We start from the raw sequence: 18,605 nt of genomic DNA on the forward strand, positions 1-18,605 counted from the left end.
GACCTCACGCATTGCCAGTCGCGGCGCGGACCAGAGTTTCGGCGCTCAGCCGGTCGCGCTCGAACATGCCGGCCATCAGGCCCTCGCGCATCACCATCACCCGGTCGGACATGCCAAGGATTTCCGGAAGTTCGGACGAGACCATGATGATCGACAGGCCCTCGGCCGCGAGCTCACTGATGAAGCCGTGCACGGCGGCTTTGGAACCGATGTCGATGCCTTTGGTGGGTTCATCGAGAATGATCACCTTCGGCCGGGTCGCAAGCCATTTGCCGATCACCACCTTCTGCTGGTTGCCGCCCGACAGCGTGCCGACCGGCACGGAAAGGGCGGCGGCGCGCAGATCCAGCCGCTCGGCATATTTGCGGGCGAGCGCCAGTTCGTTCGCCGCCTTCAGGAAACCGGAGCGTGAGGTCTGGCCGAGCGACGGCAGCGACATGTTCTGGAAGATCGGCATGGGCAACGCGAGACCGTGCCGGCCGCGCTCTTCGGGCACATAGACGATGCCGGCGCGGATCGCGTCGCTTGACGAGCGAATGTCGATCGGGCGGTCTTCCAGGAAGAGCTGGCCTGTGGAGGGCCGCGTGATTCCAAACAGCGATTGGCAGAGTTCGGAACGGCCCGCACCGATCAGGCCGTAGATGCCGAGGATCTCGCCGCGGCGGAGTTCGAAAGAAATATCGCGGAATTCGGTCGGATGGCTGTAGCGCTCGACGGACAGAACCGGCGCGCCGATCTCGACCCTCGTTTTGGGGAAGACGTCTTTGACGTCGCGGCCGACCATCAGCCGGACGATCTCGTCCTGTGGCGTGTCCTTCAACCTGCCCTGGCCGACGGCGCGGCCATCGCGGAAAACCACGAAGTTTTCGGCGATCTCGTAAACCTCGTCGAACTTGTGGCTGATGAAGAGGATCGCCTTGCCCTGCCGCTTGAGGTTCTCGACGATGCGGAAAAGGTCGTCGATCTCCTTGCGGGAAAGGGCGGCGGTCGGTTCGTCCATGATGACGATGCGCGCCTCGACCGAGAGCGCCCGGGCGATCGCCACAAGGTGGCGTTGAGCGATGGAGAGGTCACGAAGGCGGATCGTCGGATCGATCTCGCTTTCGAGCTGGCTCATGAGCGCTTTTGAGCGGTTGTTGATCTCCCGCCAGTCGATCGTGCCGAAACGTGTCCGCGGAGCGTGGCCGAGAAAGATGTTCTCACCGACCGTCAGTTCGTCGAAAAGCACGGTCTCCTGGTGGATGGCGGTGACGCCTGCATCGATTGCCGCCTGTGCGCTGTGGAATGCCGCCGGCTGGCCGTCGATGAGCATTTCGCCTTCATTGGGGCGGTAGATGCCGGTCAAAATCTTGACGAGCGTCGACTTGCCGGCGCCGTTTTCACCGATCAGAGCCGTCACCTGGCCCGGGAAAAGGCTTATGCTGACACTATCGAGCGCTTTCACGCCCGGAAAGACCTGGCTGATGCCTCGCATTTCCAGGAGGGGCCCAGTTTCGGTCGCCGACGCCTGCGCGACGGGTCTTTGGTCGGTCATGGATGCGACAGCGCTCATTGTTGTTTCATTTGTAAAGCCCTCATCCGCCTGCCGGCACCTTCTCCCCGCGTGTAGGGAGAAGGAAATATGCCGCACCGTTTCCTTCGATCGCTGACCGCGGGTGGGGCATGCTCCCTCTCCCCGCATGCGGGGAGAGGGTTAGGGTGAGGGGCAATTTACTTCCAGGATCAGAAGATCTTCGAAAACTCGTCGATGTTCTTGGCATTGTAGACGAAGGGATCTGCCATCGCGGCTTCGCCGTTGTCGCCGATCTTGATCGAGCCCATGCGGCCGGCCTTGATTGCCGAGCCCGGCTTGGCGTCGGTATCGCCCTTGACGATGTGGTAGGCGATCTGGGTGGCCGAATAACCGAGGTCGATCGGGTTCCAGATGGCGAATTCCTTCGTGGCGCCCGACTTGATGGCGCCGGCCATTTCGGACGGCAGGCCGAGCCCGGTCACGTAGACCTTGCCGATCATGCCGGCATCCTTGACGGCCTGCGAGGCGGCCAGCACGCCGACCGTGGTCGGAGCGACGATCACCTTGACGTTCGGCTGCGACTTCAGCAGGCCCTGGGCTTCGCGATAGGACTTGTCGGCAAGGTCATCGCCATAGACGGTCGTTGCGAGGTTCAGGCCCGGAAAGTCTTTGATCTGCTTCTTCATTTCAGCGATCCAGGTGTTCTGGTTCGTAGAGGTGGTGGTGGCCGAAAGAATGGCGAAATCGCCCTTGCCACCTTCCAGATGGTTCTTGGCGAGCGTCAGGCACATCTTGCCGATCAGTTCGTTGGAGGATGGGTTGAGGTGCATGATGCGGCCTTCCTTGGCGACGGCGGAATCCCAGGAAATGACCTTGATGCCGCGCTGGGCGGCTTTCTTGAGTGCCGGAATGACGGCGTCCGGATCGTTGGCGGAGATGGCGATGGCATCGACGCCCTGAGCGATCAGCGAGTTGATCACCTCGATCTGACCTTCGGCGGTGGTGCTCGTCGGGCCGGTATAGATGACCTGTACGCCGCCGAGTTCCTTGGCCGCTTCCTGCGCGCCCTTGTTGGCCGCTTCGAAGAAGCCGTTGCCGAGCGATTTGACGACGAGCGCGATCTTCATATCGGCGGCACTGGCTGCCGTGGTCATTGCGGCGAAGGCGATCGCCACGCCGATAGCTAATTTGTTGGCAAGTTTCATGGTTCAGTCCTCCCAGTTAAATCGTGAACTTTTTTCCCGCCCGCCGCTCCTCACGCGGCCGACGAGGAATCCTCCCTGGCTGCATCCGCCTGGACGGCGCCGGCGATCACGAGTGTCACGCCCGCTTCCTCGATCATCCGCGCGGCTTCTTCTGAAACGCCGTCATCGGTAATGATCGTCGTCACCCGCTGCAGCGGGCAGAGAATGAGGCTGGAACGGCGGTGGAACTTCGATGAATCCACCATGACGATCAGCTCTTCTGCCTGATGCATCAGCTTCTGCTCGCTCTGGATCACCAGCGCATCACCTTCCATGACGCCGAGTGGCCCGACGCCCTGCGCACCGATGAACATGCGGCGGGCGTAAAAATTGCGGATAGCATCGTTTTCGAATGGCGACAGGATCAGGCTCTGCTCGCGATAGATCGCGCCGCCCGGCACCGTCACCGTGCTTTTCGAATGCTTGACCAGATGTTCGGCGATTGCGAAGGAGTTGGTCATCACCTGCAGGCGGCGGGCCGAAAGGAAATGCACCATCTGGAACGTCGTCGTGCCGCCGTTGATGATGACCGAGTCGCCTTCGTCGCAAAGCTCGACGGCGCGGCGGGCAATAGCGCGCTTCTTGTCGATATTGACCGCCTCCGATACCTTGAAGGAGCGGGCGGCAAGCTGGCCGATCTGCGGCGGATGCACGGCTTCCGCGCCGCCGCGCACGCGCCGGAGCTTGCCCTGAACATGCAGCGAGGCGATGTCGCGCCGGATCGTCGCTTCCGAGGCCTCCGTCAATTCGGCGATATCCTGCACCGTGATGACGGGCTTTTCCTGGATGGCGCTCAAAATGATGCGATGGCGTTCACGTTCGTGCATGGGGTCCTCCTGAGCATCAACTATTACTTGAAAACTCACGTTGTCAATCAGAAACGATCAAATTCGATTTTATTGCGCTGCACAATGAAAGCTTATGATCGTTTTTGATTGACATTCGGCAAGGCGATGCGCGATACCGGCTGTCGGGAGATGGCAGCCGACCGGCAGCCATGAGCCGAAAAACACGTTGGGAGGAAAGCGATGTCGGGCCAAACCCGTCTTCTCGAAAACCGCTGGGACGATTCCTACGCCGCCAAGCTGGATGAGCCGGGCAAGCTGCTCTACCGCTCTAACCTCCTCGGCGCCGACAAGCGGATCACCAATTACGGCGGCGGCAATACCTCGGCCAAGGTGATGGAAACCGATCCGCTGACCGGGAGCAGGGTCAAGGTCATGTGGGTAAAGGGGTCGGGCGGCGACGTCGGCACGATCAAGCTCGACGGTTTTGCGACCCTCTACATGGAAAAGCTCGAAGCGCTGAAGGGCATCTACAAGGGCGTCGAGGACGAGGACCGCATGGTCGGCTTCCTGCCGCACTGCACCTTCAATCTCAATCCCCGTGCCGCCTCGATCGATACGCCGCTGCATGGCTTCGTGCCCTTCACGCATGTCGATCATATGCATCCGGACGCGATCATCGCGATCGCCGCTTCCAAGAATTCGAAGGAACTGACGAAGCAGATCTTCGGTGACGAGATCGGCTGGCTGCCCTGGCGGCGCCCAGGTTTCCAGCTCGGCCTTGACCTTGAGGCTTTCGTCAGAGCCCATCCGGATGCCAAGGGCGTCGTTTTGGAAAGCCACGGCCTGTTCACCTGGGCGAACGACGCCAAGGCTTGTTACGAACTGACGCTCGAAATCATCAACAAGGCGATCGAGTGGTTTGCGCGGCAGACCGAAGGCAAGACGATCTTCGGCGGTGCGGTTGCAAAGAGCCTGCCGGCACCGGAGCGCCGCGCGATCGCCGCGAAACTCATGCCGGAAATCCGCGGCCGCATCGGGAAAAGCGAACGCAAGCTCGGCCATTTCGACGATCAGGACGCAGTGCTGGAATTCGTCAATTCCAAGCACCTGAAGCCGCTTGGCGCTCTGGGAACAAGCTGCCCGGACCATTTCCTGCGCACCAAGATCCGGCCGCTGATCCTCGATTTCGATCCCGCCAAGCCGGATGTCGATGCGGTGATCGCCGCGCTCGACAAAGCGCTCAAGGATTACCGCGCCGACTACACCCGATATTACGAGAGCTGCAAGCACGACAATTCGCCGAAGATGCGCGATCCGAATCCCGTCGTGTTCCTCGTGCCGGGAATCGGCATGCTGTCGTTTGCGCGCGACAAGGCGACCGCGCGCATTGCCGGTGAATTCTACGTCAACGCGATCAACGTGATGCGCGGCGCTTCCACGGTTTCCGAATATCAAGGGCTGCCGGAGCAGGAAGCCTTCGACATTGAATACTGGCTGCTCGAGGAGGCGAAGCTGCAGCGCATGCCGAAGCCGAAGAGCCTGGCCGGGCAGGTTGCCTTCGTCACCGGTGGCGCCGGCGGCATCGGCCGGGCGACGGCTGCACGGCTGATGGGTGAGGGCGCCTGCGTGGTGCTTGCCGATATCGACGGCGGGGCGCTCGACCAGACCAAGGCGGATTTCGAAAAGTCCTTCGGCAAGGATGCGGTGCGGGGCGTGCTGCTCGACGTGACCAACGAGGACGGGGTTCTCTCCGCATTCAGCGAAGCCTGCGCGGAATTCGGCGGTGTCGATATCCTCGTCTCGAATGCCGGCATTGCCTCTTCCGCGCCGGTGGAAGAGACCACGCTTGCCATGTGGAGCAAGAACATCGACATCCTGGCAACCGGTTATTTCCTCGTCTCGCGTGAAGCTTTCCGGCTGTTCCGCCGCCAGAAGCTCGGCGGCAATGTCGTGTTCGTCGCATCGAAGAACGGGCTTGCCTCATCGCCAAACGCTTCCGCCTATTGCACGGCGAAGGCTGCGGAAATTCATCTCGCCCGATGCCTGGCGCTGGAGGGCGCCGACGCCGGCATCCGCGTCAACACGGTCAATCCGGATGCGGTGCTGCGCGGCTCGAAGATCTGGAACGGCGAATGGCGCGAGCAGCGGGCGGCATCCTCGAAGATCGAGGTTTCGGAGCTGGAGGAGCACTACCGCAAGCGCTCGATGCTGAAGCTCAATGTCTTCCCGGAGGATATTGCGGAAGCGATCTACTTCCTCGCATCGGACGCGTCGTCGAAGTCGACGGGCAATATCATCAATGTCGATGCGGGAAATGCGCAGAGCTTTACGCGGTGAACTCCCTTCTCCTTCGGGGAGAAGTGACCCGAAGGACCGATGGGGGCAATAGGGCGTTCATCTCTTTCGTCGCCCCTGTGCTTGTCACAGGGAACCAGCGGCGTTGCGTCCGCAACGGAAAAGAGCCCTCCTAGCCGAAAGGCCCGGGCTGGCGGGATTCGTGTGACAAACACAGGAATGACGGGGTGAAATAACGGGCGAAGAGAACTCAATGGGAGGGAACATATGACGGAACTGAAAATCGCCGCGGATGTTATCGCCGCCGAAAACGACAAGCGCGCATCGGCGCTGAAATCCGATTATGCCGCGCTCGGCGAAAGCCTGTCGCGCCGTGGCATCGATATCGAAGCGGTTACCAGCAAGGTCGCGGAATTCTTCGTTGCTGTTCCCTCCTGGGGCGTCGGCACCGGCGGCACACGCTTTGCCCGCTTCCCCGGCAAGGGCGAGCCGCGCGGTATTTTCGACAAGCTGGAAGACTGCTCCGTCATCCATCAGTTGACCCGGGCGACGCCGACCGTTTCCCTGCATATCCCGTGGGACAAGACCGATCCGAAGGAGCTGCGCGCCAAGGGCGATGCTCTCGGCCTTGGCTTCGATGCGATGAATTCCAACACGTTTTCCGACGCGCCGGGTCAGGCGCATTCCTACAAATACGGTTCGCTCAGCCACACGGATGCAGCGACGCGGAGCCAGGCGATCGATCACAATCTCGAATGTATCGAGATCGGCAAGGCGATCGGCTCCAAGGCGCTGACGGTGTGGATCGGCGACGGTTCGAATTTTCCGGGCCAGAGCCATTTCACCCGTGCCTTCGAACGGTACCTCGCCTCGATGGCGGAGATTTACAAGGCACTGCCGGACGACTGGCGGCTCTTTTCCGAGCACAAGATGTATGAGCCGGCCTTCTATTCGACGGTCGTGCAGGACTGGGGCACGAATTACCTGATCGCCAATACGCTTGGTCCGAAAGCCTTCTGCCTCGTCGATCTCGGCCACCACGCGCCGAACACCAATATCGAGATGATCGTCGCGCGGCTGATCCAGTTCGGCAAGCTCGGCGGCTTCCATTTCAACGATTCGAAATACGGCGACGACGATCTCGATGCCGGGGCGATCGAGCCCTATCGGCTGTTCCTGGTCTTCAACGAACTCGTGGATGCCGAGCATCGCGGCGTCCAAGGGTTTCATCCGGCGCATATGATCGACCAGTCGCACAACGTGACCGATCCGATCGAGAGTTTGATTTCCAGTGCCAACGAGATCCGCCGCGCTTATGCCCAGGCCCTGCTGGTCAACCGGAAAGCGCTCGACGCCTATCAGCAGGACAACGATGCTCTGATGGCGTCCGAAAGCCTGAAGCGCGCCTATCGCGCTGATGTCGAGCCGATCCTCGCCGAAGCCCGCCGTCGCGCCGGCGGAGCTATCGACCCCATCGCGACCTATCGCGCCAGCGGATATCGCGGGCAAGTGGCAGCCCAGCGTCCGGCATCGAGTGCCGCAGGCGGCGGGATCGTCTGACCGTTTCTTTCGAAGAAGCCGCGTCCGCGATGAGTGAAATCGGAACTCCCGGCGCCCTTGCTTGTTAGCCTCCTGAAAAGGAGAACCTAACATGGGTATCACTACGCCTAAAACCGGAGCACCCGGCACAACCGCTCAGTCCCCCCGCTGGGAAGGACCGCAGGAAAACACGCCACGGGGATATTTGCCGGCGAAGGATGATCCCGACCGTGACCGGGACGCCCTCGACGAAAACAATCAGGATCCTTCCCGGGAAAAACTGTCTCATGCGGGCAAGACCAAGGGAGACTGAGATGCAGAACCGTCATGTGAAGCCCGGCCCGGAGGCCGATGCCGAAGGCCAGTTCGCCAAATCCCAGGGCGACAGGAAAAGCAGTGGCGTCCTTAGCGCCAAGCCCACCGTCATCACCGGATCTGAGGACGCGACGGCGCATCGCAATCCCCCAGGCAAGAAACCCGAGAAGGATTGGGATCCGAACTACGATCCAGCGGAGATGAATGAAGGCAGATATCGGGGATAGCCGCTTCAGCGGATGACGGCTACCGCAGGACCTTCATGTCGATCATGTCCATGTCGGTGAAGGACTGGTTGTCGCCCGCCATGCTCCAGATGAAAGCGTAGGCGCCCGTGCCGGCGCCGCAGTGGATCGACCAGGGAGGCGAGAGAACCGCCTGTTCGTTGCGGACGATCAGATGGTTCGTCGCCTCCGGGCGGCCCATGAGATGCACGACGAAAGCGTTTTCCGGGATCTCGAAATAGAGATAGGCTTCCATCCGCCGGTCGTGCAGGTGGGCCGGCATTGTATTCCAGACGCTGCCCGTTTCCAGCCGGGTCAGGCCCATCAGGAGCTGGCAGGTTGGCAGGACTTTCGGATGGAGATACTGATAAAGCTTGCGCTTGTTGGAGGTCGCTCCGTCGCCGAGATTGTTTTCAATTGCATCGGTACGGCTGACGATCCGCGAAGGAAGGCTTGCATGAGCCGGCGCGCTGTTGACGTAGAATTTTGCCGGCGTCGACGGGTCGTCGCTCTCGAAGACGATCTCCTTCGTTCCCATACCGAGATAGAGCCCGTCCATTGGCTGGAGTTCGTAGGCCTTGCCGTCGGCGATGACGCGGCCCGGGCCGCCGACATTGATCAGGCCGAGTTCGCGGCGTTCCAGCAGGTATTCGGCGCCGACAATCTTCGCCAGTTCGTTGCCGACGCCAAGGCTTGCCTGCGTCGGCGCGGCACCGACCACCAGCATGCGGTCGTAATGGGTATAGACGGCCTGCAGCGTTCCCGCCGCAAAGAGGTCCTCGATGAGGAAATTTTCGCGCAACTCCGCGCTCGTCATGCGCTCCGACTGGCTGTAGTGAACGGCATGGCGCGTCCGGACGTCGATCGTCATGGTCTGTTTTCTCCGCGTTTCTCGGCACGAGCGCCGGGTAGTGTCTCAGTTTAAACTTCGGCTTCAATCCGAACCGGAAGTTCGGTCTGCCCGGCCTGGTTTCCGATACGGGCCTGGAACTCTGTGTGCGTCATGCCCGGCTCGCCCGAACACTCAGCCACCGATCATCTGGGCTTCCGATGTATCGATGTACCTGGCTGACAATCCAGCCGGCCTTTGTGAGTGCGGATTGCAGGGCAGGCTCGCGCCAATACGTTTCGACGTAGCGCCGAGGCGCTGCAGCACTGCCGTGTATGGATACATCCTCGCCATCACCTTCTCTAACCGAGGCGTGCAGCCGGCCGCCGGTCCGGGTCGCCTCCGCAAGCCGTCCAAGCACCACGCTCAAATCTTCACGCGCGACGTGAATCAGGCAGGCACAGGCCCAGATTCCATCGTACGGCGTGCCGGGGCGCTGCGGGTCGGCCAGGTCTTCGGTCAGCGGGTCCAACAGGTCGGCCTCGAAGCCAGTCTCGCGAAGCAGTTCAACGAAGCCCTTCGAAATGTCGGTGCGCCGGACGCTAATCCCCCGCTTCTCAAGCTCAAGTGCATCCCGCCCGCCGCCGCTTCCGATCTCCAGCACTCTCCCCGAGCCACCCAGTTCGGTCACGAACGCATCGATCTCTGTCGCGACCCATCCGGGCATCGCCGCGGCTTCAGCCGCGTATTCCGCCGCGACCATATCATAGGACCGTACAGTGTCCCTGTCGGTGCTCATCTAGCGCTCCTCCCTCAAGATGAAGACCCCGATGAGCGAGAGGCTCATGAGCCTGTTGCGCGCTTTACACTTTCGGCATTTAGTGACAACACGAGCGTTTTGCTTTCCACTCATAGCAGAAGTTCGATCTGATACCACCGAGCCCTGCTATCGGTTGACGGCGGCGCTGAACTCCGCCTGGTCTCCCGGCCGCCCAGACTGGGACATCATCGCTGGCGTGTCCAGCAGCGTTTCCGCATAGGCCATCATCAGCGGTCCGACACCCTTGATGTCGTCGGGGCGGATTTCCTCGGAGAGATAATAGCCGACCGTGCCGTCGCGATAACGGCCGTTGAAGCCTCCGAGACCTGCGACGCAACAGATGTTGTGAAGCCTCAACCGCCCATCCGCATCCCGCCGCAGCTCCTGTCCGGTCAGCGATTGCAGGCTCGCTCGGCCGGCCTCGGAAAAGGCGGCTGGACCGCCGAGCCGTGCGAGCTTCTGGAGGAAATAGGAGAACATCGCCGTGGCCGAGCTTTCGGGATAGTTCTGCACCTCTTCCGGCCGGTCGATCACCTGCAGCCAGCGGTGATCCGCGGTGCGAAGAGCAATGATCCGGAATGCCAGCGCCGCGGCGCGGTCGGTCAACTCCCGCCGCGCTACGCCGGCGGGCAGGTTTTCGGTGATGTCGACGAAAGCCATCGCCAGCCAGCCGATCGATCTTGCCCAATGGGCCGACGAAAGGCCGCTTTCCGCATCCGCCCAAGCCTGTTGCCGGGCCTCGTCGTAACCGTGGCGATAAAGATCCGCCTGCCGATCATAGGTGAGGTCGAGCGCCGTCGTGAACTGGCGGAGCGCGTCCTCGACAGCCTGTGGCTTTGAGACCGCTTGGGCGTATTCCACCTTGAACGGCAGCGCCATGTAAAGCCCGTCCAGCCAGATCTGATGCGGGTAACGCAGCTTGTGCCAATAGACGTCGCTGCCGGTGCGCGGATGCGTTTCGAGCTGCCGCGCCAGCGGGGCGGCGGCATCAAGCCAGCGGCTCTCGCCCGTCAGCCGATGGAGAAAGACGAGCGCCCGGCCAGGCAGGATGTTGTCAATGTTGAATTCGTCGATCGCGTAGCCGACAAGCCGGCCCTGCGCGTCGACCTGGCCGCTCACCAGACGGACGAGATGATCCAGCCAGAGGCGCTCGCCGGTCGCTTCGTAAAGCGCGATCAGGCCGCGATAGAGGCAACCGTCCTCGTAGCACCAGGCACCGCCTTTATAATATTCGTAATTGCGGGCGTAATTCTCGAAGTAGTCCTGAAGCATTGGAATTTCAGTCTTGAGCTGGATGAATGGAAACCGGAGAAAGTCGCGTCAGGCGGCTAAAAACGGTATTTTCCGAAACGATGCCGGCATGCCGGAGCGGTGCCAGAAGCGAGGCCATTTCGGGTACTTCGGCTTCTGCATCGGGCGCGAAGCTGACCGAGTAGTTCTCGAAGGCGATATCGTGGATCGCCGCTTCCGGCAGACCGTAGAAGACGGCAGCTGCGGTGCGCGCACCGGAGACCACTACGTTTTCGACCGATATAGACCCTATGCTCGGCGTTTCGGCGGAAACCGGCAGGGGCGCACGGGACTGAACATAGTCGGAGCGACCGTCCGCATCGCAGAAATAGAAGGAGTTGACGGCAACAGGGGTCGCGACATCCTCCATGAAACTGTCGGCAAGCCGGATGCCGGAAACGGATCCGCCTCGGCCCCTACGGGTCTTGATGCGCAGGCCGCGGTCAGTGCCTTTGAAGTGGCAGCGGCTGATCTCGATATCGCGGACGCCGCCGCTCATTTCGCTGCCGATGACGACGGCGCCATGGCCGCGCTCCATCAGGCAGTTGGAGATCGTTGCCCGCTCGGTCGGACGGTCCGGCACGCCCTCGGAGCTGCGCTTGCCGGCCTTCAGCGCGATGCAATCGTCGCCCACGGAGATGCAAAGGCCGATCAGGCGAATATCGGAACAGCTTTCCGGGTTGAAACCATCCGTATTGGGCGAATCCGGATCGGCGCTGATGTCGAGATCGGCCGCAAGCAGATTGCTGCAGAATGCGGGATGGACCGTCCAGGAGGGGGAATTGCGGATGGTGAGGCCGGTCAGCGTGACATTCTCGCAGCCGGAAAGAAAGAGCGTGCGTGCCCGCCGTGCACCGTTGCGGGTCTCCTTGGGCCATGTCCACCAATCGCCCCGGTTGCCGCCGCCATCGACGATGCCTCGGCCGGTGATCACAAGATTGCGGCAATCGATGGCGGTGATGAGGCTGGCGTAACAGGTCTCCGCCACGCCTTCCCAGGTGCCGAGTATCCGCCCGTCAGTATGACGGGCCGGCAAGATGGGAAATTTATCCCGGTCGGAAACGGCGGCAAGTTCCGCGCCGTCCTCGATGAGCAAGGTCATATCGCTTTTCAGGAAGATGGGCCCGCTCGACCAATGCCCTGCCGGTATCCTCACAGTGCCGCCGGCTGGAAGCGTGTCGATGGCATTCTGGATCGCCTGCGCATTGTTCGCGGCCTTTGGGGAGGCTGCGAAATCCCGGATGTCCAGAAGGGCGGTTTCCTTACGGGTGGCGAACTCGAGCCGGGCATCGCCTATCTCCAGGCAATGGAGGATATCCGGATCGAGACCCGTGACCGTGAAGACGACCTTCGCCGTCGTCCCCTCGGTCACGGCGCCGCCATCGATCTTCCTGACCTGCCAGGCAAGCGCCTTGTCACGCGCGTGGAGATGCCTTTCGGCATCGACACTGAAGGTCGCGCTGCGGGGGCCGGCGGTCAGGAGTTCGATGGCGGGTTTGCTCACGGCGTTCAGATCCCCGTCAGTGCTTCGTTGATGCCGGCGATGATCTCGGCGGCGGCGTCCTTGGCGGATTGCTGGCCGTAGGCGAAGGCTTCGAAATTGGTGTCGAAGACTTCCGTGACGCGCGGATGCTCGTTGAGCGGCGAGACGCCAGGGCTGGTCGGCTCCATCACCCGCTTATAGGCTTCCACCTGCACCGGTTTGATCTTGCCTTCCTTGTTGAGTGTATCTAGCGCCACCTTGCTGGACGGGATACCGCGCGTCGCGCCCATGATCTTGACCGCCTCCGGATCGTTCAGCAGGCAGTTCAGCACCTGGGCGGCCGCCTTCGGGTCCTTGCTGTTTTTCGAGATCGAGAAGAGCATGGAGGGCTTTCGGTAGACGCCGTCTGTCTTGGCGCCCTCGATGGTCAGGAGCTTGACCGGGACCAGTTCCTGGCCCTTTTCCATCGGCGTGGCGATCTTGCCGTAGGTGCTGTCCCATTGATATGTGCCGGCGATCTGGCCCTTCGCCCATTTCTGGTTTTCATGCAGCGGCTTGTTGCCGCCAGCGGCGACCGTCTTCCAGCTCTCTATGACGCCCTTGTCGACGAGGGTTTGGTAGAATTGGAGACCCTCGGTGAGCTCGGCTTCGGTCCAGGCGACCTTGTTGGTGGCCGGGTCGATCAGGTCCTTGCCGGTCTTCTGGGTGGTGCGCAGGATCACCATCAGGCGGGCGTCGAGTGCTGCCCCTTCGAACGGGAAATAGTCCTTGCCGAGCTTTTCCTTCATCTTCGGAGCGGCGGCGATCAGTTCTTCCCAGACCTTCGGGATCGGGATGCCGGCCTTGTCGAAGGTCGTCTTGTTGAACATGAAGACGCGGCCGGTCGTCGAGACGGAAATGCCGTTCAGTTTGCCCTTGACGGTGCCGCTGTCGAGATCCGACTTCGACCACTGGCTGAGGTCGATGATGTCCTTATATTGATAAAGATCGGCAAAGCCGTCGCCGTTCTTGGTGAAGAGCGGCAGCCAGGGCCAGTTCACCTGCATGATATCGGCCTCGGTGCGGCCGGCGAGCTGCGTGGCGATCTTTTCCTGGTGGCCCTGGAAGCCGGTGAACTCGGGCGAGATCGTGTGGCCGAACTTGGCGCCGCAGAGTTTCAGTGCCTCCTGCGTTGCGATGTGGCGGTCGTCGCTGCCCCACCAGGACATGCGAAGGTCGGCGGCGAATGCGGTCGAAAGGCTGGTGGCGGCAAACAAAGCCGCCGTCATGATCAAGGTTCTCATTTTGGCTCCTCCCCAAGTTGGAACGATGAAAGTTGGAACGATGAATGGTCACGCCGCCAGGCTGATGTTTTCCCCGGTCTGGCGGTCGAACAGGTGAACTCCCTTCGGGTCGGTCGAGAGCCAGACCCAGTCGTCACGCAAAGCGCTGCGGTCGTAGGTGCTGGACGGCACCACGGCGATCAGCCGCTTGGGGCCGATGTCGACATAGAGGTAGACTTCGTGGCCCATGAACTCGATGTGATTGAGCCTGCCCTTCAGTGTGCCTGGCGCTTCCGCCGCGGCGATGCGCAGGTGCTGCGGGCGGATGCCGAGGGTGACGTCGCCGAGGCCGCCGGCGGAGAGGCGCCGCGAAAAACCGTCGCCGAGAACGATCGTCTGGCCGGCGGCCTCGACACTGTTTTCGCCTTTCATTGCGGCATCCAGGAAGTTCATTTCCGGGCTGCCGATGAAGCCGGCGACAAAGGTGTTGGCGGGGCGGCTGTAGAGCGTCACCGGATCGGCGACCTGCATGATGTGGCCGTCCTTCATGACGCAGATGCGGTCGCCCATGGTCATGGCTTCCGTCTGGTCGTGAGTGACGTAGATGACCGTTGCCTGCTGGCCGGTGGCTTTCAATTGCTTGTGCAGGTCGGTGATGCGCACACGCATAGAGGCACGCAGCTTGGCGTCGAGGTTCGACAGCGGTTCGTCGAACAGGAAGACCTGAGGTTTCTTGATCAGCGCCCGGCCGACGGCGACGCGTTGAGCCTGTCCGCCGGACAGCTGTTTCGGCAACCGGTCGAGCAGCGGGTCGATTTCCAGCAGGCCGGAGACGTGCTGGGTGGCGGTCTCGATTTCGTTGCTGGGCCGGCGCTTCAGCCGCATGCTGAAGGAGAGGTTCTTGCGCACCTTCATATGCGGGTAGAGCGCATAGTTCTGGAAAACCATGGAAATGCCGCGGTCGCCCGGCGTCTTGTCGTTCACCAGCTCGCCGCCGATGCGGATTTCGCCGCCGGTCACTCGTTCGAGTCCGGCGATCATGCGCAGTGTCGTCGACTTGGCACAGCCGGAAGGGCCGACCAGAACCATGAACTCGCCATCCTCCACATCGAGGTTGATGCCATGCACGGCGCGGAACGAGCCGTAATCCTTTTCGAGGTTTCTCAGTTGCAGACGGGCCATGACGATTATCCCTTGATGCCGCCGGCCGAGATGCCGTCGATGAAATATTTCTGGGCGAGGAAGAAGACTGCGAGCGCAGGCGCCAGCGTCAGCACCGACATGGCGAGAACGCGGTTCCATTCGAAGGCCTCGGTGGTGTCTATCGAGAGTTTCAGCGCCAGCGAGACCGGGTATTTGTCGACGGATGAGATGTAGATCAGCGGGCCGAGAAAATCGTTCATCGTCCACATGAATTGGAAGAGGCAGACGGAGATCAGTGCCGGCATGATGAGCGGCACGACGATGAAGATCAACGTCTGGATCGTGTTGGCGCCGTCGACGCGGGCGGCTTCCTCCATGTCGCGCGGGATGGCGCGCAGGAACTGCACCAGCATGAATACGAAGAAGGCATCGCCCGCGAGCGCCGAAGGCACCCAGAGCGGCAGATAGCTGTCGAGCCAGCCGAGATCACGGAAGATCAGGTATTGCGGAATGCGGGTAACGACGTTCGGCAGAAGCAGCGTCGCGATCAGCGAAGCGAAGAGGATCTTTTTCCCCGGAAACTCGAAGCGGGCGAAGCCATAGGCGACCGCCGTGCAGGAGATCGCCGTGCCGATCACCTTCGGGACGACGATCCACAGCGTATTCAGGAAGAACGTCCCGAAGGAATAGGGCGTCGAGGTCTTCCAGCCCTTGATGTAGCCGTCGAGCGTCGGATTTTCGGGCCAGAAACCGGGGTTGGCGAAAATCTCCGAATTGGTCTTGAATGAAGCACCGATCAGCCAGATCAGCGGATAGAGCATCAGGAGACCAACGCCGCCGAGCAACGCGTAACGCAGCACGACGTTGATGTGGTGGCGGCGAAGCTCGCTGGCGCGGATGGTCTCGACATCGCGGACGGTGGCCGAGTTCTGGGTGAGGATGTGATCGGCCATGGTCTCAGCCCCTCTTGTCGCCGGCGTAATAGACCCAATGGCGCGAGGACCAGAAGGCGATGAGAGTGAGCGCCATGATGATGACGAAGAGAACCCAGGCGATCGCCGAAGCATAACCCATGTCGAAACGCTTGAAGGCCTCGTCATAGATGTAGATCGGCAGGAGATAGGTGGATTTCAGTGGGCCGCCTTGCGTGATGATGTAGGGGCCGTTGAACTCCTGGAAGGCCTGGACCATCTGCATGATCAGGTTGAAGAAGATAACCGGCGTGATCAGCGGCAGGGTGATGTAGACGAAGCTCGTCCATTTGCCGGCGCCGTCGATCGAGGCGGCTTCGTAAAGCGTTCTGTCGATGCTTTGGAGCGCGGCGAGGAAGATGACCATGGCCGAGCCGAACTGCCAGAGGCGGAGCAGCGTGATTGTAAAGAGCGCGTTGGTCGGGTCGCCGAACCAATTGACGGGTTCGAGACCGACGAGTTGCAGGCCCATGTTGACGAGGCCGACATCGGCGAAGATGTAGCGCCACAGGACTGCGATGGCGATCGAGCCGCCGAGGATGGAAGGCACGTAATAGGCCGTCCGGAAGACGTTGATGAACTTCAGCTTGTAGTTCAAGATCACCGCCATGAAGAGCGCGAAGGCGAGCTTCAGCGGCACGGTGGTGAACACGTAGATCAGCGTCACCCAAAGCGACTTGCGGAAAGTGCGATCGGCGGTGAAGAGTTTTATGTAATTGGCAAGCCCGGTGAAGACCGGCTCGTTCATCAGGTTGTAGTTCGTGAAGCTCAAATAGAGCGACGCCAGGAAGGGCAGGGTCGTGAAGACCAGGAGCCCGATTATATAGGGCGATAGATAGATGAGCCCGAGGAATTTGTTGTCGCCGCTCATGCCGCGTGCTCCGATTCGGCCGGCATTCCGGACCTGGCAAAGCCCTGTTGCGGCCTGGTCCGCCGGTTCGTCGCGCAGTTGAACGAACCGCTGCGGATATCGTCCATATGGAACGAAGAAACACTTCCCTTATTGTGCATCGCAATCTCTGGCGCTTCGATATGCTGATAGGTCAAAGCCCTATCAGGTCCCCGTAAAAGAAGCGCCATTTCCTCCCATTTATGTCCTGGACGTGTTGAGATCTCGGCTCCCACGCTGATATTCTCACTTTGCTTCAGAGATCAAATCGACAAATTCGGGGAAAAGGATGGAGAAAATCGAAGGTAGCGTTCTGGCCGCGATTCCCATGGGAGCACTGGCTTTGACGCTCACCCGTTCAACCATAAGAATGCAGCATTCCCACACTTGGAGCGTCGATAAATCCAATAGCGTGCATGACCTGATCATCTGCCTGACGGGGTCGGCTCGCTACGAGGTCGAAGGCGAGACGATCGATATGGCGCCCGGCCGGGCGATGCTTCTGCCGGCCAATACCTGGTTCACAGGCTATTCCACCTCGCGGGAGAACTATACCGGTATCGCCCAGCACTTCACGCTTGATCTCTTCGGCCGGCTCGACATGATTTCCCAGATGAACCTCAAGCGCGCCGTGACGCTTGCCCGCTGGGAGATGATGGAACCGCTGACGCGCCATTATTACGACAACTCGCCACCCTATTCGACGACGCTTCTCCAGCATCACCTCTTCATGTTCCTGCTGATCGAATTCATCGAGCAGGCGCATCTCGGCTGGAAGGAGCAGTCGGTTGGAAACGTCAACAACCCCGACGCGCTATCCTTTTCGGTCATGGTCGCGGCGAGCCAGATCGCTGCCGATCCCTTGAACCAGGAGATCGTCGAGCAGACGATTGCCGCCGCTCCCTACAACCCCGACTATTTCAAGCGCGAGTTTCGCAAACGAGTGGGCTGGACGCCGGACAAGTTTCAGGAATTCAAGCGGATGGAGCGGGCCATGGGACTGATGGCCGGCGGTTGCACGGTGAAACGCGCGGCGGAGCTTTCCGGCTATTCGGACGCCTATTACTTTTCGCGCATGTTCAAGCGTTACATCGGCATCAGCCCGCAGGGTTACCAGCTGTCGGAAAAGCGCAGCCGGGAAGGGGCTTTTCCGCGAGGCGAAGAAGATGGCCAGCTTATCTATCCGCTGACGCGGCAATAGCGAGGCCGCGGGCGGGACGCTGCAGAATAACACCCAGTCAAGGAAACATTTACGTCCTCTCGCGGTTTGCGGTTCATCAGCCAAATCATAGCGAGGATCATCCGATGGAACTGACACGACGCAACGTTCTTGCCGTCAGCGCCATGACGGCTGCGGCAGCCGTCTTCCCGAAACCCAATATCGCCAAGGCGGCATTACCCATCAGCCAGCCCGCATTGCCGTTCGAGGAAAACGCACTTGCGCCCTCGATCTCGGCAAAGACCGTGTCGCTGCATTACGGAAAGCACCACAAGGCCTATTTCGACAAGCTCAACCAGCTGGCGGTAGGCACCCGTTATGCGGACATGGATCTTGCCGGCATCGTCAAGGCTTCCGCAAACTCGGAGGCGGACAGGAAGATCTTCAATCAGGCCGCCCAGGCCTGGAACCATGTCGCCTATTGGGATCAGTTCAAGCCTGGCGGGCTGAACCGGCCGGAGGGTGAGCTCGGCGGCATGATCGCTGATACGTTCAAAGGGTATGAGGGCTTCATCGAGCGGGCGATCGCGGCATCGGACCAGGTGTTCGGCACCGGCTGGGTGTGGCTGACGCGTGACGACGGCAACAAGCTGGCGCTGGTCGGTTACGAGGACGGCAACAATCCCATGGCCCTTGGGCGTCCGGCCTATCTCGGCATCGATATCTGGGAACATGCCTATTATCTCGACTACGAGAACCGCAAGCCGGAGCACATCAAGGCCGTGCTCGACAAACTGGTGAACTGGAGCGTGGTCGCCGAACGTATGAAGGTTTAATCCTT

Annotated in this window: 17 protein-coding genes; 6 read left to right on the forward strand and 11 right to left on the reverse strand. The window is 60.9% G+C overall.

Annotated features, from left to right (window positions below):
- Positions 1–4: 4 nt before the first annotated feature.
- From DMO26_RS10935 to DMO26_RS10945, 3 genes are all read right to left on the reverse strand, one after another.
- A complete protein-coding gene (locus DMO26_RS10935; protein WP_117192307.1) occupies positions 5–1,534 on the reverse strand; it encodes a sugar ABC transporter ATP-binding protein in 1,530 nt (509 codons plus the stop codon).
- Positions 1,535–1,722: 188 nt separating this feature from the next.
- Positions 1,723–2,718, reverse strand: coding sequence for a rhamnose ABC transporter substrate-binding protein (gene rhaS / locus DMO26_RS10940; protein WP_117192086.1), 996 nt, complete (start codon positions 2,716–2,718; stop codon positions 1,723–1,725).
- Between the two features lie 50 nt (positions 2,719–2,768).
- Positions 2,769–3,584 (reverse strand): DeoR/GlpR family DNA-binding transcription regulator, encoded by an 816-nt coding sequence (locus DMO26_RS10945; protein ID WP_117192087.1) that lies wholly within the window; start codon positions 3,582–3,584, stop codon positions 2,769–2,771.
- Between the two features lie 201 nt (positions 3,585–3,785).
- Here DMO26_RS10945 and DMO26_RS10950 point away from each other — a divergent pair, with 201 nt between their 5' ends.
- The 4 genes from DMO26_RS10950 to DMO26_RS10965 all read left to right on the forward strand — a co-directional run bounded on the left by DMO26_RS10950 (position 3,786) and on the right by DMO26_RS10965 (position 7,921).
- On the forward strand, positions 3,786–5,882 hold the full coding sequence (locus DMO26_RS10950; RefSeq protein WP_117192088.1) for a bifunctional rhamnulose-1-phosphate aldolase/short-chain dehydrogenase: 2,097 nt from the start codon (positions 3,786–3,788) through the stop codon (positions 5,880–5,882).
- Between the two features lie 225 nt (positions 5,883–6,107).
- Positions 6,108–7,400 (forward strand): L-rhamnose catabolism isomerase, encoded by a 1,293-nt coding sequence (rhaI, locus tag DMO26_RS10955; protein ID WP_117192089.1) that lies wholly within the window; start codon positions 6,108–6,110, stop codon positions 7,398–7,400.
- A 91-nt stretch (positions 7,401–7,491) separates the two neighbouring features.
- Complete coding sequence (locus tag DMO26_RS10960; RefSeq protein ID WP_162894812.1) at positions 7,492–7,692, forward strand: hypothetical protein; 201 nt, start codon at positions 7,492–7,494, stop codon at positions 7,690–7,692.
- Position 7,693: 1 nt separating this feature from the next.
- On the forward strand, positions 7,694–7,921 hold the full coding sequence (locus DMO26_RS10965) for a hypothetical protein (protein WP_117192090.1): 228 nt from the start codon (positions 7,694–7,696) through the stop codon (positions 7,919–7,921).
- Positions 7,922–7,940: 19 nt separating this feature from the next.
- Here DMO26_RS10965 and kduI read toward each other — a convergent pair whose 3' ends face one another.
- From kduI to DMO26_RS11005, 8 genes are all read right to left on the reverse strand, one after another.
- Positions 7,941–8,789 (reverse strand): 5-dehydro-4-deoxy-D-glucuronate isomerase, encoded by an 849-nt coding sequence (gene kduI / locus DMO26_RS10970; protein WP_117192091.1) that lies wholly within the window; start codon positions 8,787–8,789, stop codon positions 7,941–7,943.
- Between the two features lie 130 nt (positions 8,790–8,919).
- Positions 8,920–9,546: a class I SAM-dependent methyltransferase gene (locus tag DMO26_RS10975; RefSeq protein ID WP_117192092.1), complete on the reverse strand. Its 627-nt coding sequence runs from the start codon at positions 9,544–9,546 to the stop codon at positions 8,920–8,922.
- A 147-nt stretch (positions 9,547–9,693) separates the two neighbouring features.
- Positions 9,694–10,839 (reverse strand): glycoside hydrolase family 88/105 protein, encoded by a 1,146-nt coding sequence (locus DMO26_RS10980; RefSeq protein WP_117192093.1) that lies wholly within the window; start codon positions 10,837–10,839, stop codon positions 9,694–9,696.
- 7 nt (positions 10,840–10,846) lie between these two features.
- On the reverse strand, positions 10,847–12,361 hold the full coding sequence (gene pglA, locus DMO26_RS10985; RefSeq protein WP_117192094.1) for a polygalacturonase PglA: 1,515 nt from the start codon (positions 12,359–12,361) through the stop codon (positions 10,847–10,849).
- Between the two features lie 5 nt (positions 12,362–12,366).
- Complete coding sequence (locus DMO26_RS10990; RefSeq protein ID WP_117192095.1) at positions 12,367–13,623, reverse strand: ABC transporter substrate-binding protein; 1,257 nt, start codon at positions 13,621–13,623, stop codon at positions 12,367–12,369.
- Between the two features lie 48 nt (positions 13,624–13,671).
- A complete protein-coding gene (locus DMO26_RS10995; RefSeq protein ID WP_117192096.1) occupies positions 13,672–14,784 on the reverse strand; it encodes an ABC transporter ATP-binding protein in 1,113 nt (370 codons plus the stop codon).
- 5 nt (positions 14,785–14,789) lie between these two features.
- Positions 14,790–15,698, reverse strand: a complete 909-nt coding sequence (locus tag DMO26_RS11000; protein WP_117192097.1) for a carbohydrate ABC transporter permease — start codon at positions 15,696–15,698, stop codon at positions 14,790–14,792.
- Positions 15,699–15,702: 4 nt separating this feature from the next.
- Positions 15,703–16,587: a carbohydrate ABC transporter permease gene (locus tag DMO26_RS11005; RefSeq protein ID WP_117192098.1), complete on the reverse strand. Its 885-nt coding sequence runs from the start codon at positions 16,585–16,587 to the stop codon at positions 15,703–15,705.
- A 307-nt stretch (positions 16,588–16,894) separates the two neighbouring features.
- Between DMO26_RS11005 and DMO26_RS11015 the strand changes: the two genes are divergently transcribed.
- On the forward strand, positions 16,895–17,806 hold the full coding sequence (locus tag DMO26_RS11015; RefSeq protein WP_117192100.1) for an AraC family transcriptional regulator: 912 nt from the start codon (positions 16,895–16,897) through the stop codon (positions 17,804–17,806).
- Between the two features lie 104 nt (positions 17,807–17,910).
- Complete coding sequence (locus DMO26_RS11020; protein WP_117192101.1) at positions 17,911–18,600, forward strand: superoxide dismutase; 690 nt, start codon at positions 17,911–17,913, stop codon at positions 18,598–18,600.
- The last annotated feature ends 5 nt before the right edge of the window (positions 18,601–18,605 follow it).

The sequence above is a fragment of the Rhizobium terrae genome (assembly GCF_003425685.1).
In the GTDB taxonomy this organism is placed as follows: domain Bacteria; phylum Pseudomonadota; class Alphaproteobacteria; order Rhizobiales; family Rhizobiaceae; genus Neorhizobium; species Neorhizobium terrae.

Bases quoted from the DNA above. Each gene is read 5' to 3' on its own strand.
- DMO26_RS10935 (WP_117192307.1), bottom strand. From the start codon at position 1,534: ATGACCGACCAAAGACCCGTCGCGCAGGCGTCGGCGACCGAAACTGGG.
- rhaS (WP_117192086.1), bottom strand. From the start codon at position 2,718: ATGAAACTTGCCAACAAATTAGCTATCGGCGTGGCGATCGCCTTCGCC.
- DMO26_RS10945 (WP_117192087.1), bottom strand. From the start codon at position 3,584: ATGCACGAACGTGAACGCCATCGCATCATTTTGAGCGCCATCCAGGAA.
- DMO26_RS10950 (WP_117192088.1), top strand. From the start codon at position 3,786: ATGTCGGGCCAAACCCGTCTTCTCGAAAACCGCTGGGACGATTCCTAC.
- rhaI (WP_117192089.1), top strand. From the start codon at position 6,108: ATGACGGAACTGAAAATCGCCGCGGATGTTATCGCCGCCGAAAACGAC.
- DMO26_RS10960 (WP_162894812.1), top strand. From the start codon at position 7,492: ATGGGTATCACTACGCCTAAAACCGGAGCACCCGGCACAACCGCTCAG.
- DMO26_RS10965 (WP_117192090.1), top strand. From the start codon at position 7,694: ATGCAGAACCGTCATGTGAAGCCCGGCCCGGAGGCCGATGCCGAAGGC.
- kduI (WP_117192091.1), bottom strand. From the start codon at position 8,789: ATGACGATCGACGTCCGGACGCGCCATGCCGTTCACTACAGCCAGTCG.
- DMO26_RS10975 (WP_117192092.1), bottom strand. From the start codon at position 9,546: ATGAGCACCGACAGGGACACTGTACGGTCCTATGATATGGTCGCGGCG.
- DMO26_RS10980 (WP_117192093.1), bottom strand. From the start codon at position 10,839: ATGCTTCAGGACTACTTCGAGAATTACGCCCGCAATTACGAATATTAT.
- DMO26_RS10990 (WP_117192095.1), bottom strand. From the start codon at position 13,623: ATGAGAACCTTGATCATGACGGCGGCTTTGTTTGCCGCCACCAGCCTT.
- DMO26_RS10995 (WP_117192096.1), bottom strand. From the start codon at position 14,784: ATGGCCCGTCTGCAACTGAGAAACCTCGAAAAGGATTACGGCTCGTTC.
- DMO26_RS11000 (WP_117192097.1), bottom strand. From the start codon at position 15,698: ATGGCCGATCACATCCTCACCCAGAACTCGGCCACCGTCCGCGATGTC.
- DMO26_RS11005 (WP_117192098.1), bottom strand. From the start codon at position 16,587: ATGAGCGGCGACAACAAATTCCTCGGGCTCATCTATCTATCGCCCTAT.
- DMO26_RS11015 (WP_117192100.1), top strand. From the start codon at position 16,895: ATGGAGAAAATCGAAGGTAGCGTTCTGGCCGCGATTCCCATGGGAGCA.
- DMO26_RS11020 (WP_117192101.1), top strand. From the start codon at position 17,911: ATGGAACTGACACGACGCAACGTTCTTGCCGTCAGCGCCATGACGGCT.